This window comes from Saccharopolyspora antibiotica (assembly GCF_047200635.1).
Classification (GTDB): Bacteria; Actinomycetota; Actinomycetes; order Mycobacteriales; family Pseudonocardiaceae; genus Saccharopolyspora_C.
On sequence record NZ_JBJZOI010000017.1, the window covers coordinates 110,693 to 135,124 of the forward strand.

The window sequence follows — 24,432 nt, forward strand, 5'->3', positions numbered from 1 at the left end:
GCCATGCCCAGCACGATCACCGAGAAGATCCTGGCCAGGGCCGCGGGCGTCGACCGCGTCCAGGCGGGCGACAACCTGCCGGTGCGGCCGGACTACATGATCGCCTACGACTTCCCCGGCTACACCGACGTGATGTTCCGGCAGATGCACGACGACTTCGGCATCCGCGAGCTCGTCGAGCCGGAGCGCTACCTCGTGTTCATCGACCACATGCTCACCAAGGGCACCGACAAGGAGCAGGCGGTCCACCAGGTCACCCGCGACTGGTGCGAGTTCTACGGCATCTCGCTGCACGAGGCCCAGGGCATCGGGCACCAGGTGATGGCCGAGCTCGGCTACGCGCTGCCGGGCAACTTCCTGATCCACTTCGACGGGCACATCTCCGGCGCCGGGGCGTTCGGCGCGCTGGGCTGGGGCGTGCGCCGGGACCTGCTGGAGGCGTGGGTCTCCGGGCAGATCCACCTCGACGTCCCCCGCACCACCCGGTTCGAGCTGACCGGCGGGTTCGCGCCCGGCGTCGACAGCCGGGACCTGGTGCACCACATCATCGGCGAGTTCGGCGCGGACGGGTGCGCGCATCAGGTGATGGAGTTCGCCGGGCCGGGCGCGCGGTCGATGTCCATCGACCGCAGGCAGGGGCTGTGCGGGATGGCGATGTTCACCGGGGCGGTGTCCGCGGTGTTCGAGCCGGACGAGGCCGCGCTGAACTACGCCCGCCGCGTCGCGGCCGCCGACTTCACCCCGCAGCTGCCGGATCCGGGCGCCGAGTACGCGGCCGTGCACACCATCGACCTGTCCGCGCTGCGGCCGCAGGTGGTGCTGCCCGGCTCGGCCCGCTCGGCCCACACCCGCGGCGCCGACGAGCTGTCCGGCACCCCGGTCACCAAGGCGTTCATCGGATCCTGCGCCAGCGGGCGGATCGAGGACATCCGGGCCGCCGCGCTGGTCCTGGACGGACGGCGGATCGACCCGGGAGTGGAGCTCAACGTCGTACCGACCTCCGACGCCGTGCACCGGCAGGCCGAGGACGAGGGGCTCCTCGACGTGCTGCGGGAGGCGGGGGCGCAGATCGCCCGCTCCAGCTGCGACTTCTGCTTCGGCTACCAGAAGCCGCTGCAGGCCGGGGAGAACTGCATCTCGACCGGGGTGCTCAACATCTCCGGCCGGATGGGCAGCACCGACGCGAACATCTACATGGGGTCGGCCTACACGGTGGCGGCGAGCGCCGTCGCGGGCACGATCACCGCCGCCGAGGAGGTGGCGCGCTCATGAGCGCCGTGCGCGACTACCCGCCGCCGCCCGACGTCATCCGCGGGCGGGTGGCCTGGGCGTTCGGCGACGACTTCGACATCGACCTGGTGATCGGCGTCGAGAACATCAAGTCCTACGACGCGGAGTTCCTGCGCGGCAAGGTGATGCGCGCCTACGACCCGGGCTTCGCGGACCGGGTCCGGCCGGGGGACGTGATCGTCGGGGGCCGCAACTTCGGCTACGGCCACCCGCACTATCCGCCGATGGTCGCGCTGCGCGACCTGGGCATCGCGGCGGTCCTGGCGGAGTCCTTCTCCCCCGGCTTCTGGCGCGGGGAGACCTACAACGGGATGCCGCTGCTGACGGTGCCCGGCATCAGCACCGCCGCCGAGGTCGGTGCCGCAGTGGAGGTCGACTGGCGGCGGGCCGCCGTCCGCCTGGACGGGACCGAGCTGCGCGGGGAGCCGCCCAGCGAGCGAGCGCGACGGGTGATCGAGGCGGGCGGCTCGCTGAAGCTGCTGCTCGCCGAGCACGCCCGTGAGTCGAGTCCCCAGCGCTGATCCCGGTCCTGCCCCAGCCCCCTGCCGATCCGATCAACGATGATCAGGAGCTTCGCGATGCCCGGAACGACCCCAGCCGCCGATGCGGCGACCACGACCGGCTCCCCGGCGACGGCCCGGCGCGCCGCCGTGGCGGGAGGCGTCGGCACGCTGATCGAGTACTACGACTTCAGCGTCTACGCCTTCCTCGCGGTCACCATCGGTCCGCTGTTCTTCCCCAGCGGCCAGCCCGCCGTCTCCCTGCTGCTCACGCTGGCCGTCTTCGGTTCCGCCTACGTGATGCGGCCGATCGGCGGGTGGTTCTTCGGCCGGCTCGGTGACCGGCGGGGCCGCCGGCACGCGCTGGTCGTGACGGTGGTGGCGATGGGCATCTGCTGCGGGCTGCTGGGCCTGCTGCCGACGTACTCGTCCGTCGGTCTCCTGGCACCGGTGCTGCTGGTGCTGATCCGGCTCGCGCAGGGCTTCTCGGCGGGCGGGGAGATCGGCGGCGCGGCCACCTACGTCGCCGAGTCGGCCCCGACCGGGCGGCGCGGGCTCTACGGCTCGGTCACCGCGCTCGGCTCGACCTTCGGCTTCGCGATGTCCGCGGCGGTCGTCGGCCTGGTCAGCACCCTGACCACCGAGGAGCAGATGGTGGCCTGGGGCTGGCGGATCCCGTTCCTGATCTCCATCCCGCTGGCGGTCCTGTGCCTGTGGGTGCGGGTCCGGCTGGAGGACACCACCGAGTTCGCCGAGATGGCCGACAAGCAGGAGGTGGTGCGCAGCCCGCTGCTGCAGGTCGTCCGGGAACGGCCCGGTTCGGTGCTGCGGGTCATCGGCATCGCGATCGCGATGAACGGCAGCGGCTACATCGGCCTGACCTACTTCAACGTCTACCTGATCAACGATCTCGGCTTCGACAAGCAGTCGGTGTACTGGACGTCGGCGATCGGCATCGCACTCGCCTGCGCGACGTACCCCGTCGCGGGCGCGCTCTCGGATCGCTTCGGCCGCAGGCCCGTGCTGATCTTCGCGTACGTCGGGTACCTGGTGATCGCCTGGCCCGCCTTCGCCGTGCTGGGAGCGACGTCGAGCATCGTCGTCGTCGGGCTCGTCTACGTCGTCTACATGTCCTTCAACGGCTTCGCGCAGGTTCCCGCGTTCCCGCAGTTCACCGAGCTGTTCCCGCGTCGAGTGCGCTACACCGGGGTGGCGCTCGGGTTCAACATCGGCACGATCGTCGCCGGGGGCAGCGCGCCCTACATCGCCGCCCAGCTGGTGCAGAGCACCGGAGACCCGATGGCACCCGCGTTCTGGGTGATGGGCGTGGCGGCGGTCGGTCTGATCACCGTCGCGACCATGCGCGAGACCAGCCGCGAACGCCTTCCCGTCTGATCCGCCGTGCGCACCGAGAGGAGACCGGCCGTGCCGGAACCATCCACACCGGACCGCGAGGTCGACCTGCTCTGCGTCGGGGGCGGGCTGGGCGGGCTCGCCGCCGCGCTGCGCGCCGCCGAGCTCGGGGGCGAGGTCCTCGTCGCCGAGCGCTCGGACGTCGTCGGCGGGGTCGCCGCCTACAGCGGCGGGTTCGTCTGGGTCGGCGGGGATCCGCTGGCCGAGGGGCCAGCCGACCCGATCGACGCCGTCGAGTCCTATCTGGACCACGTCCAGGGCGAGCGGCCCGTGGACCGGGCGGCCCGCCGCGACTACCTGAACGACGCGCGGGAGGCGACCGCCTGGTTCGCGGCGGCCGGGGTGCCGCTCCGGGCGATCCCCGGGGCCCCGGACCTCTACCACCCGGCGCCCGGCTCGACGGAGTCCGGGCGGCTGCTGGAATGCGTCGTGGACGGCCGGGACCTGGGCGCCTGGCGCGGGCGCCTGCGTCGCGGGCCGTACTACGACGTCGGCGTCTCCCGCGCCGAGCAGTACGCGGAGTCCGGAGGTGCGGCGAAGGACGCGGACCTGCTGACGCACGGGATGGGTCTCGCCGGGGGCTTCGTGCGGGAGGCGCTGGTCCGCCGGGGCGTCGACTGCCTGCTGGCGACCCGGGCGCGCGAGCTGCTGGTCGAGGACGGCACCGTCGTGGGCGCGGTGCTCGACGGGCCGGACGGGCGGATCCGGGTCCGGGCCCGCGAGGGGGTGCTGCTCGCCGCTGGCGGGTACGGCGGCTCCCCGGAGGCGGCGGAGCTGGAGGACCTGCCGGAGCTCGTCGAGAGCGCGCCGCCGGTCGTCGACGGCGACTCCCTCGCGCTCGCCGAGCAGGCCGGGGCCGGGCTGGCGCGCGGCGCGGACCCGTTCTTCAGCGTCGGCCACGGCTTCCCCGGCGAGGTCCACCCGGGCACGGAGGTCCCGCTGGTGCGGCCGCTGCTGACGCACCTCGGCCTCCCGCACTCGCTCATCGTCAACCGGGACGGGCTGCGGTTCGGCGACGAGAGCTACTACGGCTCGTTGATCAGCGCGCTGCGCCGCTTCGACCCCGGGACCGGCCGCTGGGCGAACGTGCCGTGCTGGTTCGTCGCCGACGACGAGTTCCGCGAGCGCTACGGCCTCGGCCCGCACGCGCCGGGCGAGCAGTGGCCGTCCGAGGTGCCGCGCGCCGACGACCTCCGCTCGCTCGCGGAGCTGGCGGGCATCGACCGGGACGGCCTGGCGCGCACGGTCGCCGAGTTCAACCGCGCCGCCGAGCTCGGCGAGGATCCGGCATTCGGCCGGGGCGGTTCACCGTTCGTCCGCAGGACCTACGGCGACGCCGCGCACGGCCCGAACCCGTGCCTCGGCCCCCTGCGGACCCCGCCGTTCCACGCGTTCCCGCTGTCGCTGGTCGGATTCGGCATGGGCACCCTCGGCCTGCGGATCGACCGGGACGCCCGGGTGCTCCGGCGCGACGGCTCCCCCGTCCCCGGCCTCTACGCGACGGGCAACGCGGCCGCCACGCGCGAACTGCGCGGTTACGTCACCGGCCTGGCCAACGCCCGCAACTACACCTACGCCTACCGCGCCGCGAACCACGCCCGCGGCCGCGGTGCTCAGCCGTGAGGAGTCCCATGTCGATCCGCAGCCCGTTCCCGGACGTCGAGGTGCCCGACGTCGCACTCCCGACGTTCCTGTTCGGAGCCGGTCCCGGGCCGGACCCCGCGGCTCCCGCGATCATCGACGGCCCGACCGGCGAGGTGCTCAGCGCCGGGCAGCTGCACGCCGCGGTGGAGCGCGTCGCGGCGGGCCTGCACGCGCTGGGCGTGCGCCCCGGTGACGTGCTCGGTCTGGTCGGCCCGAACTCGCCGCGGTGGGTGCTGGGCTTTCACGGCGCGCTGCGCGCGAACGCGACCGTGACCACCGCGAACCCGCTCTACACCACCGAGGAGCTCGCGCGGCAGTTCGCCGACTCGGGAGCGCGCTTCGTGCTCACCGCGGCGGCCCTGCGGGACAAGGTGGTCGAGGCCGCCGCGGCGGCCGGGCTGGACGCCAGCTCGGTGCTCACCCTCGAACCGGCGGACGGGCACCGCTGCCTGGACGACCTGCGGGAGACCGGAGGCGCGGCGCCGGAACTGGTCGTCGGCTCCGGCGACACCGCCGTGCTGCCGTACTCCTCGGGCACCACCGGACGGGCCAAGGGCGTGGTGCTGACCCACCGCAACCTCATCGCCAACGTCCTGCAGTTCGACCGGACGGTGTCGGCGACCCGGGGCAGCGCCCAACTCGCGGTGCTGCCGCTGTTCCACATCTACGGGATGACCGTGCTGATGAACCACTGCCTGCACACCCGGGCCCCGCTGGCCACCCTGCCCCGGTTCGACCTCGCCGAGATGCTGCGCCTGATCGCCGAGCACCGCGTGCGCAAGCTCTACGTGGCACCCCCGACGGTGCTCGCGCTCGCGAAGGACGAGCTGATCGACTCCTACGACCTGTCCAGCCTGGAGATCGTCTTCTCCGGGGCCGCGCCGCTCGACGGCGACCTGGCCCGGGCGCTCACCGCGCGGCTGGGCTGCGCCGTCGTGCAGGGGTACGGGATGACGGAGATGTCTCCGGTGTCGCACGCGGTGCCGGAGGACCGCCTGGACCTCGACCCGGCGAGCAGCGGCGTCGCCCTGCCGGGCGTCGAGTGGCGGCTGGTGGATCCGGTGACGGGCCAGGACGTCGGCCCCGGCGAGCGCGGCGAGCTGTGGGTGCGGGGGCCCAACGTCATGGCCGGCTACCTGAACAACCCCGAGGCCACCGCCGAGACCCTCGACGCGGACGGCTACCTGCACACCGGCGACATCGCGACGGCCAGCGCGGAGGGCGCGCTCACGATCGTCGACCGGGTCAAGGAGCTGATCAAGTACAAAGGCTACCAGGTGCCCCCGGCCGAGCTGGAGGCGCTGCTGCTCACCCATCCCGGCCTGGACGACGCGGCGGTCGTCGGCGTCCGCGACGAGCACGGGGAGGAGGTGCCGAAGGCCTTCGTGGTGCGCCGCGCGGGCGACGAGCCGACGGCGGCCGAGGTGATCGCCTACGTCGCGGAGCGGGTGGCGCCGCACAAGAAGGTCCGCGCGGTCGAATTCCTCGACGCCGTACCGAAATCGGCCTCCGGCAAGATCCTGCGCAACCAGCTCCGCCGACCGTCGTGAACCCTCCGCCCCCGTCCTGATCCGCCGCTCCCGGCGAGGCTCGCCCCCGATGCGGGCTGAATCGCGCGGAGTGAGCACCAGCACGCACCACCGGTCCGGCGAGCGATCCGCTCGCCGGGCCGGTGTCGTTGCGCGCCCGCGATCTTCTCCGGTACCTTGCGTGGCATGGTTCTGGACGAGGGCGCCGTGCTCACCCACTTGCGCCGAGGCGTGCTGGAGTACTGCATCCTCGCGATGATCGACGTGGAGCCCCTCTACGGCCTCGACATCGCGCGCAGGCTCGGTGAGCACGAGCTGCTGCTGCAGAGCGAGGGAACCCTCTACCCGCTGCTCGCCCGCCTCCGGCGGCAGGGGCTGGTGGAGACCAGCCGGGTGAAGTCCGCGACCGGCCCGCCGCGCCGCTACTACGCGCTCACCGCGGAGGGCAGGACCGCGCTGGCCACCTTCCGATCCACCTGGCCCGCATTCCGCGGTGCCGTCGATTCCGCCGTGTCAGGAGAACGATCGTGACCAAGACCCACTCCCGCGTGCACATCTACCTGGAGGAGCTGAACCACCTGCTGCGGCACGCGCCCGCCTCCGTGCGCCGGGACGTGATCGCCGGGGTGCACGAGCACTTCGACGCCAGCGTGGAGCCGGACGCGGACGCCGCGACCGTCGAGGCCGCCCTCGCGCGCATGGGCACGCCCGAACAGGTCGCCGCCGCGGCGGGCGCCGAGCCCGGCGGGGGCGCCCGGCGGGGATCCGTCCTCGCCGCAGCCCTGGCCTGCGTCCTGCTGGCCGGCGCGAGCGCGCTCACCTTCCTCGTCGGCGGCGTGGCCGGGTTGTCGGCCGGGTTCGACGCCGACAGCGATTGGGAGCTGTCCGCGGCCTCGGCGGCGGTCGCGTTCGTGGTCTCGACCGGAGCGTGGCTCGGCGGTTCCGCGCTCGCGGCCGTGAACCGGTCCTGGACGAAGCGGCAGAAGGCCCTGCTGATCGCCTCCTGGCCCGCGTCCGTCGTCGCCTCCGAGCTGTGCCTGCTGCCCACCGGGCCCAGCTTCGCGCTCAACGTCACCGCGTTCATCGTCCAGGGAGTCATCGGGCTGCTCTGCGTCGTGGCGATCGCCCAGCTCTGGTTCGCCACCCGCGAATGAGCACCCGGAGACCACGCGGCGCGGTCGCGCGTTCGCGCTGCGTGAGGCACCCCGCCCGCATCCCCCCTGGTCCCGCGGTGCGTACCCTGTCCCGCGGTTTCGCGGTGATCAGCTGAACGCCGCTGGCGCCGCGGAGCACACCGGACCGAGCGGTCCGGAGCACTCGGACAAGCGCCCCCGGACCGCCGACGGTCCACCGGGGGCGGCCGCAGCGGCAGAGGAGTTACGTGCGTTCAGCGTCCCCATCCCGGTTGAAGCGTTCCAGGAACGCCGCCGTGGCGGCCACCGTGGTCGCGACCGCGGTCGGAGTCGCCTCCGCTCCGGCGATCGCCGAGCCCGCGGACACCGCGACGGACGCCCAGAAGCAGCTCAAGGAGCTGGGCCGGCAGGCCGAAGAGCTGACCGAGCAGTACAAGAAGGCGCAGGACGACCGGGCGAAGCGCCAGGACGAGCTGCACCGCGCCAACGCGGACGCCGAGCAGGCCGTGCGCATCGGCGACGCGGCGCGGGCCGAGGAGGCCCGGTTCCGCGAGCGGGTCGACGAGTTCGCGAAAGCCTCCTACCAGGGCGCCCGGATGAGCAAGCTCTCCGCGCTGCTGGTCAGCGAGTCGCCGGACGACTTCCTGGACCGGTCCTCGGCGATGGACGTGCTCGCCGGGGACAACGACGACGCGGTCCGGGCGCTGGCCCGCGCCACCGACCAGGCCGAGGGCGCGGAGCGGCGATCGGCCGAGGGGCGCGACCGCGCGGCGCGAGCCGAGTCCGAGGCGGCGCGGCTGGAGGGCGAGATCGCCCGGCGCAAGGGCGAGATGGACGCCCGGATCGCCGAGGTGAAGGAGCAGTACGAGAGCCTGAGCGAGCAGGAGCAGGACTCGCTGTCCGGCGGCGGCAGCGATGTCGGCTCGCTGCCCGGATCCGGCGCCGCGATCGAGGCGGTGAACGCCGCGCTGAGCAAGCAGGGCTCGCCGTACGTGTTCGGGGCCAAGGGGCCGGAGCAGTTCGACTGCTCCGGGCTCGTGCAGTGGGCCTTCCGGCAGGCCGGGGTGTCGCTGCCCAGCTCGACCCAGTCGCAGATCTCCGAGGGCCAGGAGGTCTCGCAGAGCAACATGAAGCCCGGCGACGTGATCTTCTTCTACAGCTCGGGCAGCCACGACGGGATCTACATCGGCGGCGGCAAGATGGTGCACGCGCCGACCGAGGGCCAAGACGTCACCGTCGAGGTGGTCGAGTACATGGGCGAGATCAACACGGTCCGCCGCTTCGCGAACTGACCGCGCCCGGCGGGATCCGCTGCGGATCCCGCCGGCTCTCCGGGGACCCGGATCGTCAGAGGCGGTAGGCCCAGAGCTCGTAAACGTTGCCGCCCTTGTTGTAGCGGCACTGGTGCCCCAGGCTCGCGCCGCCACCGGTCATGTTCTCCCAGGCCTTCTCGCACGCGGCGGCGGAGCTGTACCACTTGCCGGTGTAGACGTAGCCCCCCGCCATGGCGGGCGTGGCGGTCGCCAGCAGCATCCCCATTCCGAGCACGGCACCGACAGCGAGCTTCTTCACGGCTCTCCCTTCGTCAACGGACAGGACGGCGCCCCGGCCGATTCCGCGGCCGTGATCGCCGGATCGCGGGGAGGCGGACGACGACGTCGCCGGATCCGCGCCGAGACGGCCACCCGGGATCTCCCCGGGTTCGACCCCGCCCCGCAAGTCGATCCCAACGGTGCCCCGCCAGAACCGGCGACGAGGGCGGCGCAGCGCAACAGAGGGAAAACTCTCCCGAACCCCACCGGCTCCCGCCCCCCGCGGCGAGGTCTTACGAATTCCTGACCGCTGACCGGCAGAACCCCGTTCTCGGTGCCACCGCTCCTAGCATCGGCCACATGCGAAGGTCGTGGTCTCCCGTCAGCAGCCGAATCCGCTTCCGCAGCCCGCTGCGCGGCCCGTGGTTGACGTCCGTGTTCGGCGCGGTCCTGCTGGCCTGCCTGCCGCTGGTGGTCCTCACCGGACTGCTGGACTACGTGGCGTACGGGCCGGGCCGGGGAATTCCGGGGGACGTGGGTCCGCTCCGCCTGCCCGCGTTCGACTGGCCGACGCGACCGTCGTGGCTGTTCCGGCTGACCCAGGGCCTGCACGTGGGCCTGGGTCTGGTGCTGGTCCCGGTGGTGCTGGCGAAGTTGTGGTCGGTCATCCCGAAGCTGTTCGCGTGGCCGCCGGTCAGCTCACCGGCGCAGCTGCTGGAGCGCGCATCGGTGCTGCTGCTGGTCGGCAGCGTGCTGTTCGAGATCGTCACCGGAGTGCTCAACATCCAGTACGACTACGCGTTCGGGTTCAGCTTCTACACCGCCCACTACCTCGGCGCGTGGGTGTTCATCGCGGCCTTCACCGCGCACGTCGCGCTCAAGGCGCCGACGATGGTGCGGGCGCTGCGGAGCCGGTCGCTTCGCCGCGAGCTCAGCACCCCGCTGGCGGCGACCGCACCGGAGCAGGACGACGGCAGCGGACTGGTCCCCGCGAACCCGGACCGGCCCACGCTGAGCCGGCGCGGCCTGCTCGCCACCGTCGGCGGCGGCTCCCTGCTGGTCGGGTCGCTCACGGCGGGCCAAACCCTCGGTGGGCCGCTGCGCGACCTGGCGCTGCTGCTGCCGCGCGGCAGGCAACCGGGGCCGGGGCCCAACGGGTTCCCGATCAACAGGACCGCCACCGCGGCCGGGATCACCACCGCCGCGACCGGTCCGGACTGGCGGCTCGCGGTGCGCGGGACCGGCGACGACCAGGTCCTCAGCCGCACCGATTTGCTGGCCCTGCCGCAGCACTCGGCGCGGCTGCCGATCGCCTGCGTCGAGGGGTGGTCGACGGTGCAGGACTGGAGCGGGGTGCGGCTGCGCGACCTGGCCGCGCTCAGCGGGGTGGCGGCGCCGGGCGGGGTGGTGGCGAACTCCCTCGAAGAGGGCCCGTTCGCGCGCGCGGTGCTCACCGCCGGACAGGTCCTCGACCCGGACTCGCTGCTGGCGCTGAAGGTCAACGGGGTGGACCTGAGCCTCGACCACGGATTCCCCGCCCGCATCATCGTTCCCGCGCTCCCCGGCGTCCGGTGCACGAAGTGGGTCGGTTCCCTCGACTTCCAGGAGGCGTGATGACGCGGTTCACCGAGTTCTACGGCCGGCGACCGGCGCACCTGCTGGTGCTGCTGCCCTGCGCGGCGCTCGCCGCCTACGCGGGTTCGCACCTGCTCGGCGATCCCTCGCTGCCCTCGGTCCTGCTTTGGTTCGCGGGCAGCGCCGTGGTGCACGACTTCGTGCTGTTCCCGCTCTGCGCCGTGGCCGACGGCGCGCTGCGGAGGCTGCCGCGCCGAGCGGTACCGCTGATCAACCACGTCCGGATGCCCGTGCTGGGCGCCGGGCTCACCTTCCTGCTGTTCCTTCCCGGCATCCTCCGGCTCAGCGAGGACGCGCACCTGGCCGCGACCTCGCTGAGCCAGCACCCCTACCTGGGCCGCTGGCTCTGGTTGGTCCTGGCGATGTTCGCCACCTCCGCCGCGATCTACGCCGCCCGCGTCGCGGCGCACCGGTTCGCCCGGCGCGGAGTTCTTACCGAACGGTGACGGCTCGGTCGCCGGGGCCGGTCGCGGGCTACCGTGCGGTCGTGGCTGCGGACGCGAGGGTGCTGGTCGTCGACGACGATGTGACGGTGCGCGACGTGGTGCGCCGGTACCTCGAAGCGAGCGGCTACGCCGTGGAGGTCGTCGGAGACGGCGCGGCCGGACTGCGGGCGTTCGCCCGGAACCGGGCTGACCTGGTGGTCCTGGACGTGATGATGCCGGGGATCAACGGCTTGGAGGTGTGCCGCAGGCTTCGGCGGGAGAGCGAGGTGCCCGTGGTGCTGCTCACCGCGCTCGGCGAGGAGGAGAACCGCATCGCCGGTCTGCGGCTCGGCGCCGACGACTACGTGACCAAGCCGTTCAGCCCGCGCGAACTGGCGTTGCGGGTCGACTCCATCCTGCGCCGCACCCGGCCGCGCCGGCTCGATCCGGTGTCGGCCGAGGTCCGCGACGCGGGGCTGGTGCTCGACACCGCTGCCCGGCACGCCGAGCTGGACGGGGTGGAACTTCCGCTGACGGTGCGGGAGTTCGACCTGCTGGCGTTCCTGCTCGCGCACCCCGGAGTGGTGTTCTCCCGCTCGGAGCTGCTCGGGAAGGTGTGGGGCTGGGACTTCGGCGATCACTCGACGGTGACGGTGCACGTCCGCCGGCTGCGCGAGAAGGTCGAGCGCGACCCGGCGAACCCGGTGCGCATCGCGACGGTCTGGGGCATCGGGTACCGCTACGACCGCGGTGGCTGACGGGGACGGGCCGGGGACGGGCCCACGGCGGTGGGGCGCGATCATCGTCGGTGACCGGTGCGCGCTCGCGCTCCGGTTCGGGAGGAGGTCGTCGTGATCGGGTCGGACGAGTCGTTTCGAGCGGTGCTCCTGCACCTGTGGCACATCCTGCCGGTCGCCCTCGGGTGCACCGTGCCGGTGGCGCTGCTGGGCGGCGCGCTGTTGCACCGGCTCCGCCGCGGTTCGCTCACCTCGACGCTGACCGTGCTGGTGCTGATCCCGGTGGGAACCACGTTCGCGGGCGTGCTCGGCGTCTCCGGGTTCATGTTCACGCCGGTGCTGGCGACGGTGCTGGCCGTGTCGCTGCTGGTCGCGGTGTTCGCCGTGCCCGCCGCCGTGCTGCTGGGCCGCGGGATCGCCCGGCGCAGCGTGTGGGAGCGGGAAGCGCGGGAGCGGGAGCGCGCGGGCGAAGCCGCCCGGCGCGACCTGGTGGCGTGGATCAGCCACGACCTGCGGAGTCCCCTCGCCGGTATCCGCGCCATGTCCGAGGCGCTGGCGGACGGTGTCGTCTCGGAGGAGCGGGAGGTCGCGGACTACGCGGCGCGCATCAACGGTGAGGCGACCCGGCTGACCGGGATGGTGAACGACCTGTTCGAGCTCTCCCGGATCACCGCGGGCGCGCTGCGGTTGACGATGTCGGCGGTCCCGCTGCGGGACGTGGTCGACGGAGCGCTCGGAGCGCACACCGCGGTGGCGAGCCGGAAGAACGTCGAGGTCCGCACGGTCGCCGAGCACTGGCCCGTGGTCAGCGGCAGCGATCCGGAGCTGACGCGGGTGGTGGGCAACCTGGTCTCGAACGCGATCCGCCACACCCCGGGGGAAGGCGCGGTGGCGATCCACGTGCGGGTCGAGGACGGCGAGGCGCTCCTCGCCGTGGAGGACGCGTGCGGCGGGATCCCGGACGACGAGATCGGACAGGTCTTCGACGTGGCCTTCCGCGGGACGCAGGCCCGGACCCCGGACCGCTCCGGCGACGCCGGAGGCGGCATCGGCCTGGCGATCGCCAAGGGCCTGGTCGAAGCGCACCGCGGGCGGATCGGTGTGCACAACCACGGCCCGGGCTGCCGGTTCGAGGTCCGGTTGCCCCTCGCCGCCTAGCCGACCGGGTCGCGGAGCGGCTCGCTCGCGAACGACGCGATCCCGGCGGCGAACGACACTCGCGCCCGGAACCCGAGCACCTCCTCCGCCCGCGTCGGATCGGCGACGACGTGCCGGACGTCCGCGGTCCGCGCGCCGCCCACGATGCGCGGCTCGGGGCCGCCGCAGGCGGCGGCGAGCGCTCGGGCCAGATCCCCGACGGTGTGCGCCGCGCCGGAGCACACGTTGAGCGCGGTGAGCTCGCCCGGTGCCCCGGCAGCTTCGAGCGCGAGGACGTTCGCCCTGGCGACGTCCCGCACGTGAACGAAGTCGCGGCGCTGGTCGCCGTCCTCCAGCACGGTCGGCGCCTCTCCTCGCTCCAGCGCCGAGCGGAACAACGAGGCCACTCCGGCGTACGGGGTGTTCCTCGGCATCCGCGGGCCGTACGCGTTGTGGTAGCGCAGGGCCCAGACCTCGCCCCCGGTCTGCCTGGACCACGCCGCGGCGAGGTGCTCCTGCGCCAGCTTGGTCGCCGCGTAGGTGCTCCGAGGCCGGAGCGGGGCGTCCTCGGGCACCGTCCGGGAACGCAGGGGCCGTGCGCACTCCGGGCAGCGGGGATCGAACATCCCGGCCCGGACGTCGGCGTCCTGCCGGGGCTGCGGGGCCACGACGCCGTGCGCCTCGCACGAGTACCGGCCCTCGCCGTAGACGACCATCGAGGACGCGAGCACGAGCTTCGCCACGCCGGCGGCGTGCATCTCGGCCAGCAGCACGGCGGTGCCGTAGTCGTTGTGCAGCGCGTACGCCGGCGCGTCCCCGGGCGTCAGGCCGTGCCCGACCAGTGCCGCCTGGTGGCAGACCGCGTCCACTTCGGACAGCAGGGGGCGCAGCACGTCCGGATTCGTCGTGCTGCCCCTGACGAAGCGGTGCTCGCGCACGTGGCCGGGCGGCCCGCCGCTGCCGTGCGCCTGGGGCAGCAGATCGTCGACGAGGACGACGTCGTGGCCCGCCGCGGACAACTGGTCGGCTACGTGGGAACCGATGAAACCGGCTCCGCCGGTGAGGAGAACTCGCACGTCACCACGGTATGCCGCAGCGCGGGAACGGCGCGACGGATCGGCGGCCGCCGTCAGGATTCGGTAACATCCGCCGCGCTCGGGACCGGTCGCACCAGGGCGGCGAACCACCGGCCCGCCCGGTACCCGGTCCACGCGGGCGCGAGCCCGCAGGGCGGCGCGATCCGCGCCAGCGAGGCGGCGTCGAGCCAGGCCCACCGGAACCACTCCCCCGGCCTCCGCCCGTCGGCCGCCGCCCGCCGCGCGACGCCGTTCTCCTCCGCCAGCCGCACCCGGTCGCTGAACATGCCGGTCCCGGGAGGTTCGACCTCGACCAGCGCGGTGCCGCCCGGAGCGAGCAGCTCGGCGACGCGCAGCAGGAGGGCGACCGGATCCCCGCCGATGCCGATGTTGCCGTCGGCCAGCAGCGCGTGCCGCCAGCGCCCCTCGCCGGGCAACCGGTCGAACAGGTCGCGGCGGACCGCCGAGCCACCCCGGCGGCGGGTGAGGGCGACGGCGACCGGCGAGATGTCGACGCCGAGCGTGACCACGCCGCGAGCGGTGAGCGCGGCGGTCAACCGCCCCGGACCGCACCCCAGGTCGATGGTGGGACCGGTGCAGGCGGCCAGCAGCGGCTCGTCGCCCGCCCCCGATTCCGCCCGCCACCGGTCGACGTCCATCGGTATCCTCGCTCCCCCGCTGGTCTGGAGCACCACCCGCCGCCCCAGCAAGCCCGGCTCGAACCCGGTCAGCACGCGGTCACCTCCGCGACCGCCCGCGCGAACCGGCCGCCCGGGCAGGCGGTCGCCACTTCCCGCGCGTCGGGCATGGTGTCCACATCGGACATCGGGGGCAGGGCGCCGACGCGGTGCCCCCTGGCCCGGAGGGCGGCGAGGGTGCGGGCGCCGGTGTCCCCGCGCGAAGTCGGCACGTCCCCCAGCCATGCCGCGTCCGCCGGGTCGTTCAGGCCGAGGCACCACCAGCCGCCGTCCGCGGCCCGGCCGAGAACCGCGTCGCACGAAGCGAGCCGCGCGAGAGCTCCGTCGAGGATCCTGGCCGTGACCTGCGGGGTGTCCATCCCGATCTGCACGACCGGTGAGCCCGGGTGTTCGGCGGCGACGTCGGCGTGGGCGTGGGCGAGCCGTTCGGGGAGACCACCGCCGCGCTGCGGTACGACCTCGCAGCGGCCGAGCAGCTCGGCCAGTTCCGCCGCGCGCTCGCCGCGGGCCGGGTCGCCGTGCAACGCCACCCGCACGTGCGCGTCCGGCACCGCCAGCGCCGCTTCCACCGTGTCCAGCAGCGCGGCGGCGGCGATCCGCGCCGCCTGCCGGGAGCTCACCTCGGGGGTGAGCCGCGTCTTCGCCCGGCCGGCCTCCGGGGCCTTGGCCAGCACCAGCACGATCCGGTTCACCGCAGCACCCCCGCCATGTCCCGGATCGCACGAGCCGTACCCCGGACCGACCCGGACACCTTGCTGCGGGTTCCGGCGGTCCGGGGGTGGTAGGCGACCGGCAGCTCGACGACCCGCCAGCGGTCCGCCGCGGCCCGCAGCAGCACCTCGAGCGGATAGCCGAAGGCGCGATCGCGCACGTCCAGCGCGAGCAGGTCGACCCGCCGCGCGGCGCGGACCGGCCCGATGTCGGTCACCGGCAGTCCGCGACCCCGGAGCGCCGCCGCCAGCAGGCGGTTGCCCGCGCGGGCGTGCCACGGCCACGCGGACCGGGTGCTCGGCTGCCGCGCCCCCACGGCGAGCGTTCGCGGTGCGACCTCCGCCACCAGGCTCGGGAGCATCGCACCGTCGAGGGAACCGTCCGCGTCCAGCACGCAGACGATCTCCGCCGCGGCGGCCTCCAGTCCGGTGTGGACAGCGGCGCCGTACCCGCGCCTCGGCTCGTGCACCACGGTCGCGCCGTGCTGGGAAGCGACCTCCGGCGAACCGTCGGTGGAACCGTTGTCCACCACGATCGCCCGGTATCGCGGGGGAATCCGGGCCAGCACGCCGGGCAGGGCGGCCGCCTCGTCCAGGCAGGGCAGGATCACGTCGACGCTGCATCTGAGTTCGGTCACGCCGATGACGCTAGGGCCGCGCGGCGCGGGCGGGAACCTCGTCGCACCTTACCGAATCATGACGTCAGCGCGGTTCTTACGAAGCGCTGACGGATCGGAGCGCGCGCTGGCCGCTCCGGCCGGACCCGCCCTACGTTCCGGTCGTGATCGCTCTGAGCCGTTCCGCACCGGTCCGCGGCTTCCTCCGGCGGCGCGGGGACCTCCTCGCCGGCGGTGCCGTGCTCGCGCTGGTGCTCGCCGCGGTGGTCGGCTGCCTGTGGTGGAACCCGGATCGGCAGCTCGGCCCCGATTCCTTCGCCGGAGCGGGCCCCCTGTTCGGGGAGTGGCCGGTGCTCGGCACCTTCCACCCGCACGCCGGTCCGGGCTCGATCCCGACCGTCCTCATCGGAGCGATGGTGGTGGTCTTCGGACCCGGGCTCGCGGAGCGGCTGCCCTGGCGCCGGGCGCTGGCCGCGACCTGGGTGACCGCCGTCGCGTGGACCTGCTCCCTCGCGCTGATCGACGGCTGGCGGCGCGGCGTCGCGGAACGGCTGACCACGGGCTCGGAGTACCTCGTCGAGGTGCCCGGGATCACCGATGCCGCTGAGATGCTCCGCACCTTCAGCGGCCGGATCCTGGACCACCGGCCCGATTCCTGGGCCACCCACGTTTCGGGCCATCCTCCCGGCGCGACCCTGGTGTTCGTGTGGCTGGACCGGATCGGTCTGGGTGGTGGTGCGGCGGCCGGGGTCGTCTGCGTCCTGGTGGGCGCGGCGGCCGCGACGGCCGTGCCGGTCACCGTGGCGGCCCTCGGCCACCCGGACCTGGCCAGGCGGTCCCTCCCGTTCCTGGCGGTGTTCCCCGGGGCGGTGTGGGTGGGCGCGTCCGCCGACGGCCTGTTCACCGGCGTGACCTCGATCGGCGTCGCGCTGCTCGCGCTCGGCTGCACCGGACGCCTCGGCTGGGCCGCGGTGGCGGGAGCGGTGCTGGGGTTCGGGATCTTCCTGTCCTACGGGTTGCTGCTCATCGGAGCGATCGCGCTCGCCGTCGTGGTGGTGACCCGGCGCTGGGCGGCGCTGGGCCTGGCGATCGCTGGCGCGAGCGCGGTGGTGCTGGTGTTCGCGTCGGCGGGGTTCTGGTGGCCGGAGGGCTACGAGCTCGTCGTGCAGCGCTACTACCAGGGCATCGCCTCGGATCGGCCCTACGGTTACTGGGTCTGGGCGAACCTCGGGTGCTTCGCGATGGCGACCGGTCCCGTGCTCGGGCCCGCGCTGGTGCGGTCGGTGCGTGAGCGGCGTTCCGCGACCGGGATGGTGGCGCTGGTGGCGGGAGCGGTGCTGGCCGTGCTCGCCGCGGACCTGTCCGGCCTGTCGAAGGCCGAGGTGGAGCGGATCTGGCTGCCGTTCGCGGTGTGGCTGGTGGCGGCGGGCGCGCTGCTGCCCGACCGGTCCCGCAGGTGGTGGCTGGCAGCCCAGGCGGGGGTCGCCTTCGCCGTCAACTCCCTGGTGCTCACCGCGTGGTGAGCACCGCGGCTCGGGGGCCTCAGCCCCGGTCGGCCGGCAGGTCCTCCGCCCGCTCCGCACCGCGGTTCAGCCGCGCGTCGATGTGCCGGAGGACGCGCAGCTGCGCCGGGTTGTAGGTCTCCAGGAGGACCTTCCCCATCGCGTGCTGGGCCGTCCGGTTCCGGCGCGGTGAGCCCGCGGCCGGGTCGCTCTCGGCCGGACGCTCGTCCTGGTTCCGGCGGACGGTCGGCACCAGCTTCTCCGCGATCCGGAGGACCGCGTCCTCGTCGGCGTCGGCAGGAAGATCGGAGAACTCGTCCTCGACGCCGTCGGGAACCTCGATCGGCCGCCGGGAGAACGCTCTCGCGTCCTCGTTGAACAGTCGGGAGTAGACCATCAGCATGGAGCGGTGGGCCTCGGGGAGATCCCACGACACGGCGGCGAACTCGGGGGGCACGTGCATCGGCGCGCGGTGCTCCAGGAGGACGGCGAGTTCGGCGCGCACCCGGCTGATCCGCTCAGCCGTCGCCGCCAGGTCCGCGTCCAACTCGCGGATCAACTCGGCGGAATCGTCGCTCTCCAGCGGCGGGACCTGCGAGAGCGGCAGGCCCATGTCGGTCAGCCGCTTGATCTGCAGCAGCCGCACCAGGTGCGAGACCTCGTACTGCTTGTACCCGTTCGAGGCGCGCTCGGGCACGTCGAGCAGGCCGATGTCGTGGTAGTGCCGGATGGCCTTCACCGTCGAGCCCGCCAGATCGGCGAGTTGCCGCGTGCTCCAGGTCATGCGTCGCCTCGTTCGTCCTCCCGGGGCCCCGCGCCCCGCTCCCAGTGCACACCCTGCCCCGGCGGCAGGGTCAAGCGGGGAGTAGAACGGGAGGTGTCCACCGCCGGGAGGAGCAGCCGTGTCCGAAGACCGCCCGCCCTGCCCGCCGTTCACCCCGGAGACGGCGGTGCGGAAGGTCCAGGCAGCCGAGGACGCCTGGAACACCCGCGATCCCGGGCGGGTGGCCCTCGCCTACACCCCGGACTCGGTCTGGCGGAACCGCGACGTGTTCCTGCGCGGTCGCGAGGAGATCCGGGAGTTCCTCGCCGCCAAGTGGGAACGCGAGCTGGAGTACGCGCTGCGCAAGGAGCTCTGGGCCTTCGACGGGAACCGGATCGCCGTGCGGTTCCAGTACGAGTGCCGCGACCTGGCCGGGCAGTGGTGGCGCAGCTACGGCAACGAGCAGTGGGAGTTCACCGAGCGGGGGCTGATGTCCCGCCGCGAGGCCAGCATCAACGACGTCGCGATCACCGAGGCCGAACGGCGCATCACCGGGCCCCGCCCGCCCGGGGAGCGCGGCCCGGAACTCCCGCTGCGCTGAGCCGGGTCGGCCCGCCCCTCCGCGAGCCGGGCCGAGGGGGTCAGCCGAGTTCGAGGTCGCGGTGCTCCGGCCAGAGCTCGGCCCACGGTGCGGTGCGGCCGGTGAGCAGCCAGATCGTGGTGCGCTCGGGGACCAGGCCCCCGTAGGTGCCCAGCGGGGTCGGGGCGTCCACCTCCGCGACCGGGCGGGCCTCGGCGAACGACGATCGCAGCCGCCCCGGGTCTCCGACGAACAGCATCCGGTCCTGGCGCTCCGGCGGCGGCGCGAACCAGCCGTAGGCGCGGTTGGTGCTGGCGGCGGGCGGGAGCCCGAGCTCCGCCGGGGCGGTGTCGAGGTAGGTCGCGTAGACGTAGGGCGTCGCGCCGAGAGCGGTGCGGGCCCGCTGCTCGGGCGGGATCTCCCGGAAGGCGCTCGCGGTCGTGGTCACCAGCTCGTCGGCGAACCGCGGCGAGGCCATCACGGTGGTGAACCCCAGCGCGCCCGCGGCGAGCACCGCGCTGAGCGCCACGACCGGCCACGCGGCCCGCCGCTTTCCCGCCTCCCGGCGGTGTTGCAGCGCCACGGCACCGGCGGCGAGGTACGGGGTGCAGAGCGGGAGCAGGTAGTAGTGGCGCCCCCCACTCAGCACGACGGCCGCGAGCAGCACGCCGAACACCACCGCGAGGAAGCGGTGCTCGCGCCACCGCTCCCCCCTGCAGAGCGCGGCGAGCCCGCACACCAGGAGCCCGAGGGTCAGCGGGCCGGTGACGGCCGCGCTGTGCAGCACGACGAGCAGGCGACTCCCGTAGATCAGCTCGTTCTCGTGCGCCACCACCCGCGCCATGTCCGCCTGCGGCCAGCCGTGCGACGCCTGCCAGGCCAGCGTGGGCGCCGCGATCACGAGGCCCAGCGCGACGCCCGCCCACAGACGCGGGCGACGCAGCAGCTCGTGCGGACCCGCGAGCGCGACCGCGCCGAGCAGGACGATCCCCAGCGCCAGCACCTGGAACCGGGTCTGCGCGGCGAGCCCCGCGACCGCGCCGAGCAACAGCAGCAGCCGGTCGTCGCGAAGCCGGATCCACCGCAGCAGCAACCAGAACAGCCCCGCCCACAGCGCCGGTTCCAGGGTGTAGGGCGTCAGCCAGTGCCCGAACTGGGCGGCGGCCACGCAGGTCGCCTGCCCCAGCGCGGCCAGCACCTGCGCCCGCCGGTCACCCCCGAGCTCCCGGGCCATCAGCGCGGTCAGCACGATCGCCGCGGCCGTGGCCAGCACCGCCGGGAGCGCCAGCACGACCTGATCACCCGGCGCGATCGCCTCGGCCGCCCCCGCCAGCAGCGGGGTCAGCGGGGGCTGGTCCACCGCGCCCCAGTCCAGGTGGTCACGCCCGATCGCGACCATCAGGTCCTCGTCGAACCACCTGCGCGGCACGGCGGCCAGCACCAGGTGCGCGACGGCGACGATCCCGGCGACGATCGACACCGGGCCCCAGGCCGGCCGTGAGATCCGCATCGGTGCGCGCTCCAGTCTTCCGATGATCAGGGACGCCCTGCCGCGGCGCGCTGGCCGAGCCGAGCGGGGCGGTGGCCGGGTCAGCTGCTGCTCGACCCGCGCGCCGCGACCGAGGCGTCGCGGGGGTGCGGCAGGGCGGCGGAGGCTCTCGCGACCTCCGCGTCGCGGACCGAGTGAGCGGGACCGAGCGCACGCGCGGCTGGGGGCGAGCGTCTCCTGCCGCTCCCACCGCGAGCACGCCGGACCGGTTTCCCGCGGGTGCGCGAGGACGCGGCCGCCGCGTCCCGTTCGGGGCGCGGCGGCCGCGGAGGATCCGGGCGGATCAGGCCTGCTGCTGCGCCTGCGCCTCCTGCGCCTTCTCCTGCTCCTTCTTCGCCTTCTTCTCCTTCTCCTTCTTCTGGGCCTTCACGCTCGCCTGGATCGAGACCCAGACGACCAGCGCCAGCGTGAGGTAGAGGGCGTAGTCGTCGATCATCAGGACGAGGTCGACGGCGTGCTGCCCCACTCCGTAGCCGAGCCCCGCGACCAGGCCCGCGATCATCGCGGCACCGATCGCGTCGAACAGCAGGAAGGACACCAGGCCCATCCCGCTCACCCCGGCCACGGCGAACACCGCGGGCGCGGGGATGCCGGGCAGGGCCGCGGCGATGACGACCAGCGGCATCGCCCAGCGCGGCCAGGACTGCACCCGCGCGACGAACCGCTTCCCGAACTCACCCGGCGCCCACAGCTCGATGATCTTCGCGCCCCAGCGGCGCCCGGCGAGCCAGAACAACCAGTCGAACTTGACCATGCCGAACACGCCGGCCGCGATGACCAGCCACAGCTCGGCCTCCCCGATGCGGGCGAAGGCGGCTCCGGTGCCGATCGCCGAGAGGCTGCCGGTCACGGCGCTCAGCGCGAGCGGGTGCGAGGCGATGAGGAACGGCCGGAACGGCATCGACCCCATCATCAGCAGCACCACGCCGAACGTGGCGAACACCAGGAACTTGTCGCCGCGCGACATCGGGTGGTCCCACGGCATCTGGTCGCGGAAGGCCTGCCGGGCCTCCTCCAGCTCCTCCGGCGTGTAGTCCTTGCTGCGCCAGCGGAACCGCTTCTTCTTCGACGGAGCGTCCGACCGGGTCTCCGAGGCCGCGCCCGCCGTCTCCGTGGGCGCGGAGGGAGCCCCGCGGACCCCGTCCTCGGTCGGCACGCGCAGGAGCGGGGCGGTCTCGCCCTCCAGCCCGGGCTCCTGCTGCTTCCGGCCTGCACCAGTCATGTCTCTCCTTCGTCCCTGCCGTACCCCCTCGATGAGGCGAGGAGGCCGTTCGACACGTGCTGCGCGAGGCGGCTGACCGAACCGCGCCTCGAGCGCCTCATCGAGGAGAAGTCTCGGCTATGCCGCAGCGGCATGGACAACCGGTGCCAGCTCCGCGATCACGTGTCCCTGGTCACACCGGCTCATCGCACCCGGAGCGAGGCGCGGGGAAGCACCGCGCGCCGCTGTCGCGGGAGAAGCGGGTGCTCGGCGGAGCGGACCGAGCACGGCACCGGGCCCCACCTCACCCCTGCGGCAACGGGTGCGCGCTCCGGCGGGGGACCTCGGCGGCGGCCGGGTCCAGGCCGAGGTCGGCGAGGATGGCGTCGTGGAGCGGGGCCGAGCCGCTGGGATCCGGTGAGCAGGTGCCGAGGGAGTTCGCGCGGCGGAGCAGGAGCACGACGCCGGCGCCGCGGGCGGTGATCGCGGCCAGGGCCGCGTCGAGCGAGGTCCGGCAGCGGCAGGTGGTGGTGGGCAGGATGCTCAGGGCGCACTCGTGGTGGACGTGGACCGGGAACGTCACCCGTTCCCCGGGATCGCCGTGCACGAGCGCCAGGTGCTCGTGGGGGTCCTGGTCGCTCCGGTAGCCGATGGCGCGGAACTCCCCGGCGGGCAGCGGAAGGCGGGTCTCCGCGCAGCGGTCGACCACCGGCCGCCGGTGCGCCGCCAGCTCGGTCGCGGGCAGCGCGGTGAGGCCGTGCTCGCGGGCGAACTCCACGACGTCGGTGTCGACGAGGCCGCTCAGGCCTCCGACCGGGCGCAGCCCGGCCAGGGACAGGATGTCCACCACCGCTTCCGCGCGGCCCCGACCGCCGGGCCGCGCGCGCAGCGGCACGACGTGGCCGGGGCGGGCGAACTCGTCGGCTCCGGTGTCGTCCCGGGCCAGCAGGGCGAGGGTGCGGGCCCGGTCGGTGGCGGAGATGCCGGTCGACACTCCCGAGCTCGCGTCGACGGCGACGGCGTGCTCGGTGCCGGAGCGGTCGCGACCGAGCGCCGGGAGGCGGAGTTCGTCGGCGCGGTCGCCGGGAAGGGCCGCGCAGAGGTGACCCGCGGTGTGCCGGACGGCGAAGGCCACGAGGGACGGGGTCGCGAGCTCGGCGGCGAAGACGAGGTCCGCGCTCCCCTCGTGCAGCAGGACGACGGGGCGGCCCGCGGCGAGGTCGGTCAGCGCTCCGGGCACCCGGTCAGCGCGGAGCCGGGCGGGTTCGACGATCGCGGTCATGGGGGTCCTTCCCATCGGGCCGGGGCGGAGCTCCGCCCCGGCCCGATGCACTACTTCTGCGCCGGAACCCGCTCGGTGGCGGGGCTCGGCAGGGCACGGGTCCACAGGTACGGCAGCCGGTAGGTGAGGAGGTACACGACGGCGGCGGCCGCCGCGCCGACGTAGTTGCCGAGGTCGCCCCATTCCGGGTGCGCCGCGGCCAGCGCGCCGGTGTAGACGTGCGAGTGCCAGAACGGGACCGACGCCACCACCCCGGCCGCCCAGGCCACGAAGCCCCAGCCCACGGCCCGGGCGGGGTCGTAGAGCTCGGCGACGCGGTCCGGCTGCGAGCGCCCGCCCAGGTAGTAGTCGAGCAGCAGCACGGTCGCGAACGGGGCGATGAAGTACGCGGTGAGGCTCAGGAACACCTCGAACTTGGCCTCGATCCCGGTCTCGCCCCACAGGCTGATCAGGAAGGCGAGCACGCAGATCAGGGTCACGCCCTGCGGCCTGGTCAGCGGCAGCCGCAGCGTTTGCAGCGAGATCGCTCCGCCGTAGACGTTGAGGAAGTTCTGCGACAGCGCGGAGAGGATCACCGCGGCCAGCGCTGGCACCGCGAACGGCCCGGTGAGCTCGTGCAGCGCCGCGATGGAGTCCGACGTGCTGGTGCTGTGCGCCAGCAGCGCCCCGACGATGCCCAGCCAGCCCACGGTGAGGAACGTCCCGAGTCCGGTGTAGACGGCCGTCATCCGGCTGCTGCGCGGGGAGTCCGGCAGGTAGCGCGAGTAGTCGGAGGCGAACGGCGACCACGCGACGAGGAAGGCGAAGAACGCCCCGGCGAAGGTGATCCAGCCCCCTGCTCCGCCGACGTACCCGCTCGCTCCGGGGTCGGCGGGGAAGGTGCCCGCTCCCCGGGTGAGCGCGACGACGGTGATGAGCAGGAACAGCGCCAGCAGCACGAAGGCGAGGATCCGCTCCAGGTAGTGGATCATGTTGTAGCCGAACACGGCGACGACCAGCTGGACGGCGGTCAGGGCCAGCGACCCGACCCAGAACGGGATCGGGAGCAGCTCGGCCAGGGCCTTGCCGCCGAGGATCACCGTCACCGAGGCCCAGCCGACCCCGGCGAAGACGTTGATGTAGGCCACCGGCAGGAAGTTGCCGAGGAAGCCCAGCGGCCCGCGCGCCTGGATCTGCTGCGGCACGCCCAGCCGCACGCCCATCCGGGACAGGGTCGCCATCAGCAGCGAGCCCGCCGCGGCCCCGGCGATCACCGCGGTCGCGGCGGCGGTGAAGCTGAGGCCGAGCGTGATCGCCCCGAAGCCCAGCATCATGATCGGGAAGTTGAGGTTCGCGGCGAACCACACGAAGAACTGCGAGCTCGGCTTGCCGTGCCGCTCGGCGTCGGGGATCCGGTCGATGCTGAAGGGCTCGACCTTGGCGACCGCTTCTCCGTACGCGGGTTGCCGAGTCGGCGTTGACTCGTCGGTCATGGGTTCT

General features: G+C 73.8%; 24 protein-coding genes. 14 read left to right on the plus strand and 10 right to left on the minus strand.

Annotated features, from left to right (window positions below; translation table 11 throughout):
* Positions 1–3 precede the first annotated feature (3 nt).
* The 8 genes from ACL03H_RS15820 (at position 4) to ACL03H_RS15855 (ending at position 8,801) form a co-directional block, all read left to right on the plus strand.
* Positions 4–1,272 carry a 3-isopropylmalate dehydratase large subunit gene (locus ACL03H_RS15820; RefSeq protein WP_412811999.1) on the plus strand — a complete coding sequence of 423 codons (1,269 nt, stop codon included), beginning with the start codon at positions 4–6 and terminating at the stop codon, positions 1,270–1,272.
* Positions 1,269–1,811 (plus strand): 3-isopropylmalate dehydratase small subunit, encoded by a 543-nt coding sequence (locus ACL03H_RS15825; protein WP_412812000.1) that lies wholly within the window; start codon positions 1,269–1,271, stop codon positions 1,809–1,811. Before ACL03H_RS15820 ends, ACL03H_RS15825 begins: the two co-directional genes overlap by 4 nt.
* Positions 1,812–1,868: 57 nt before the next feature.
* Positions 1,869–3,185 (plus strand): MFS transporter, encoded by a 1,317-nt coding sequence (locus ACL03H_RS15830; RefSeq protein WP_412812001.1) that lies wholly within the window; start codon positions 1,869–1,871, stop codon positions 3,183–3,185.
* Positions 3,186–3,215: 30 nt separating this feature from the next.
* Complete coding sequence (locus tag ACL03H_RS15835; RefSeq protein WP_412812002.1) at positions 3,216–4,826, plus strand: FAD-dependent oxidoreductase; 1,611 nt, start codon at positions 3,216–3,218, stop codon at positions 4,824–4,826.
* An 8-nt stretch (positions 4,827–4,834) separates the two neighbouring features.
* Positions 4,835–6,397 (plus strand): AMP-binding protein, encoded by a 1,563-nt coding sequence (locus tag ACL03H_RS15840; RefSeq protein ID WP_412812003.1) that lies wholly within the window; start codon positions 4,835–4,837, stop codon positions 6,395–6,397.
* Between the two features lie 165 nt (positions 6,398–6,562).
* Positions 6,563–6,907, plus strand: coding sequence for a PadR family transcriptional regulator (locus ACL03H_RS15845; protein ID WP_412812004.1), 345 nt, complete (start codon positions 6,563–6,565; stop codon positions 6,905–6,907).
* On the plus strand, positions 6,904–7,530 hold the full coding sequence (locus tag ACL03H_RS15850; RefSeq protein WP_412812005.1) for an HAAS signaling domain-containing protein: 627 nt from the start codon (positions 6,904–6,906) through the stop codon (positions 7,528–7,530). The genes ACL03H_RS15845 and ACL03H_RS15850 overlap by 4 nt, the downstream gene beginning before the upstream one ends.
* 275 nt (positions 7,531–7,805) lie before the next feature.
* Positions 7,806–8,801: an NlpC/P60 family protein gene (locus ACL03H_RS15855; protein ID WP_412812006.1), complete on the plus strand. Its 996-nt coding sequence runs from the start codon at positions 7,806–7,808 to the stop codon at positions 8,799–8,801.
* A 55-nt stretch (positions 8,802–8,856) separates the two neighbouring features.
* Here the strand turns inward: ACL03H_RS15855 and ACL03H_RS15860 are convergent, their stop codons facing one another.
* Entirely contained in the window at positions 8,857–9,081 is a 225-nt protein-coding gene (locus tag ACL03H_RS15860) for a hypothetical protein (RefSeq protein ID WP_412812007.1), read from the minus strand.
* A gap of 320 nt (positions 9,082–9,401) precedes the next feature.
* Here ACL03H_RS15860 and ACL03H_RS15865 point away from each other — a divergent pair, with 320 nt between their 5' ends.
* The 4 genes from ACL03H_RS15865 to ACL03H_RS15880 all read left to right on the plus strand — a co-directional run bounded on the left by ACL03H_RS15865 (position 9,402) and on the right by ACL03H_RS15880 (position 12,996).
* Positions 9,402–10,655, plus strand: a complete 1,254-nt coding sequence (locus ACL03H_RS15865) for a molybdopterin-dependent oxidoreductase (RefSeq protein WP_412812008.1) — start codon at positions 9,402–9,404, stop codon at positions 10,653–10,655.
* Positions 10,655–11,122 carry a hypothetical protein gene (locus ACL03H_RS15870; protein ID WP_412812009.1) on the plus strand — a complete coding sequence of 156 codons (468 nt, stop codon included), beginning with the start codon at positions 10,655–10,657 and terminating at the stop codon, positions 11,120–11,122. Before ACL03H_RS15865 ends, ACL03H_RS15870 begins: the two co-directional genes overlap by 1 nt.
* A 41-nt stretch (positions 11,123–11,163) precedes the next feature.
* The gene (locus ACL03H_RS15875; protein ID WP_412812010.1) at positions 11,164–11,859 is read left to right on the plus strand and encodes a response regulator transcription factor; all 696 of its coding nucleotides are present in this window, start codon (positions 11,164–11,166) and stop codon (positions 11,857–11,859) included.
* Positions 11,860–11,952: 93 nt separating this feature from the next.
* Positions 11,953–12,996 carry a sensor histidine kinase gene (locus ACL03H_RS15880; protein WP_412812011.1) on the plus strand — a complete coding sequence of 348 codons (1,044 nt, stop codon included), beginning with the start codon at positions 11,953–11,955 and terminating at the stop codon, positions 12,994–12,996.
* Here the strand turns inward: ACL03H_RS15880 and ACL03H_RS15885 are convergent.
* From ACL03H_RS15885 to ACL03H_RS15900, 4 genes are read right to left on the minus strand one after another with little or no spacing between them, the layout of a single operon-like run.
* Positions 12,993–14,051: an NAD-dependent epimerase/dehydratase family protein gene (locus ACL03H_RS15885; protein ID WP_412812012.1), complete on the minus strand. Its 1,059-nt coding sequence runs from the start codon at positions 14,049–14,051 to the stop codon at positions 12,993–12,995. The two genes, ACL03H_RS15880 and ACL03H_RS15885, sit on opposite strands and share 4 nt — an antisense overlap.
* A gap of 53 nt (positions 14,052–14,104) precedes the next feature.
* Positions 14,105–14,782 (minus strand): methyltransferase domain-containing protein, encoded by a 678-nt coding sequence (locus ACL03H_RS15890; protein ID WP_412812041.1) that lies wholly within the window; start codon positions 14,780–14,782, stop codon positions 14,105–14,107.
* Positions 14,779–15,441, minus strand: coding sequence for a TIGR04282 family arsenosugar biosynthesis glycosyltransferase (locus ACL03H_RS15895; protein WP_412812013.1), 663 nt, complete (start codon positions 15,439–15,441; stop codon positions 14,779–14,781). The genes ACL03H_RS15890 and ACL03H_RS15895 overlap by 4 nt, the downstream gene beginning before the upstream one ends.
* The gene (locus ACL03H_RS15900; protein ID WP_412812014.1) at positions 15,438–16,097 is read right to left on the minus strand and encodes a glycosyltransferase family 2 protein; all 660 of its coding nucleotides are present in this window, start codon (positions 16,095–16,097) and stop codon (positions 15,438–15,440) included. The genes ACL03H_RS15895 and ACL03H_RS15900 overlap by 4 nt, the downstream gene beginning before the upstream one ends.
* Before the next feature lie 143 nt (positions 16,098–16,240).
* On the opposite strand from ACL03H_RS15900, the gene ACL03H_RS15905 reads away from it, so the two are divergent.
* The gene (locus ACL03H_RS15905; RefSeq protein WP_412812015.1) at positions 16,241–17,599 is read left to right on the plus strand and encodes a hypothetical protein; all 1,359 of its coding nucleotides are present in this window, start codon (positions 16,241–16,243) and stop codon (positions 17,597–17,599) included.
* 19 nt (positions 17,600–17,618) lie between these two features.
* On the opposite strand, the gene ACL03H_RS15910 is transcribed toward ACL03H_RS15905, so the two are convergent.
* Entirely contained in the window at positions 17,619–18,362 is a 744-nt protein-coding gene (locus tag ACL03H_RS15910) for a MerR family transcriptional regulator (RefSeq protein ID WP_412812016.1), read from the minus strand.
* Between the two features lie 118 nt (positions 18,363–18,480).
* Between ACL03H_RS15910 and ACL03H_RS15915 the strand changes: the two genes are divergently transcribed.
* Positions 18,481–18,942, plus strand: coding sequence for a nuclear transport factor 2 family protein (locus tag ACL03H_RS15915; protein WP_412812017.1), 462 nt, complete (start codon positions 18,481–18,483; stop codon positions 18,940–18,942).
* 40 nt (positions 18,943–18,982) lie between these two features.
* On the opposite strand, the gene ACL03H_RS15920 is transcribed toward ACL03H_RS15915, so the two are convergent.
* The 4 genes from ACL03H_RS15920 to ACL03H_RS15935 form a co-directional block, all read right to left on the minus strand.
* Positions 18,983–20,431, minus strand: a complete 1,449-nt coding sequence (locus ACL03H_RS15920; RefSeq protein WP_412812018.1) for an ArnT family glycosyltransferase — start codon at positions 20,429–20,431, stop codon at positions 18,983–18,985.
* Positions 20,432–20,753: 322 nt separating this feature from the next.
* Positions 20,754–21,692 carry a DedA family protein gene (locus tag ACL03H_RS15925; RefSeq protein ID WP_412812019.1) on the minus strand — a complete coding sequence of 313 codons (939 nt, stop codon included), beginning with the start codon at positions 21,690–21,692 and terminating at the stop codon, positions 20,754–20,756.
* Between the two features lie 283 nt (positions 21,693–21,975).
* Positions 21,976–22,953, minus strand: coding sequence for a 3,4-dihydroxy-2-butanone-4-phosphate synthase (locus ACL03H_RS15930; protein WP_412812020.1), 978 nt, complete (start codon positions 22,951–22,953; stop codon positions 21,976–21,978).
* Positions 22,954–23,003: 50 nt separating this feature from the next.
* On the minus strand, positions 23,004–24,425 hold the full coding sequence (locus tag ACL03H_RS15935; RefSeq protein ID WP_412812021.1) for a purine-cytosine permease family protein: 1,422 nt from the start codon (positions 24,423–24,425) through the stop codon (positions 23,004–23,006).
* Positions 24,426–24,432 lie beyond the last annotated feature (7 nt).

Excerpts from the sequence above, each read along its gene's own strand:
- ACL03H_RS15820 (WP_412811999.1), top strand. The coding sequence starts at position 4 with ATGCCCAGCACGATCACCGAGAAGATCCTGGCCAGGGCCGCGGGCGTC.
- ACL03H_RS15825 (WP_412812000.1), top strand. The coding sequence starts at position 1,269 with ATGAGCGCCGTGCGCGACTACCCGCCGCCGCCCGACGTCATCCGCGGG.
- ACL03H_RS15830 (WP_412812001.1), top strand. The coding sequence starts at position 1,869 with ATGCCCGGAACGACCCCAGCCGCCGATGCGGCGACCACGACCGGCTCC.
- ACL03H_RS15840 (WP_412812003.1), top strand. The coding sequence starts at position 4,835 with ATGTCGATCCGCAGCCCGTTCCCGGACGTCGAGGTGCCCGACGTCGCA.
- ACL03H_RS15845 (WP_412812004.1), top strand. The coding sequence starts at position 6,563 with ATGGTTCTGGACGAGGGCGCCGTGCTCACCCACTTGCGCCGAGGCGTG.
- ACL03H_RS15865 (WP_412812008.1), top strand. The coding sequence starts at position 9,402 with ATGCGAAGGTCGTGGTCTCCCGTCAGCAGCCGAATCCGCTTCCGCAGC.
- ACL03H_RS15870 (WP_412812009.1), top strand. The coding sequence starts at position 10,655 with ATGACGCGGTTCACCGAGTTCTACGGCCGGCGACCGGCGCACCTGCTG.
- ACL03H_RS15910 (WP_412812016.1), bottom strand. The coding sequence starts at position 18,362 with ATGACCTGGAGCACGCGGCAACTCGCCGATCTGGCGGGCTCGACGGTG.
- ACL03H_RS15920 (WP_412812018.1), bottom strand. The coding sequence starts at position 20,431 with ATGCGGATCTCACGGCCGGCCTGGGGCCCGGTGTCGATCGTCGCCGGG.
- ACL03H_RS15925 (WP_412812019.1), bottom strand. The coding sequence starts at position 21,692 with ATGACTGGTGCAGGCCGGAAGCAGCAGGAGCCCGGGCTGGAGGGCGAG.
- ACL03H_RS15930 (WP_412812020.1), bottom strand. The coding sequence starts at position 22,953 with ATGACCGCGATCGTCGAACCCGCCCGGCTCCGCGCTGACCGGGTGCCC.
- ACL03H_RS15935 (WP_412812021.1), bottom strand. The coding sequence starts at position 24,425 with ATGACCGACGAGTCAACGCCGACTCGGCAACCCGCGTACGGAGAAGCG.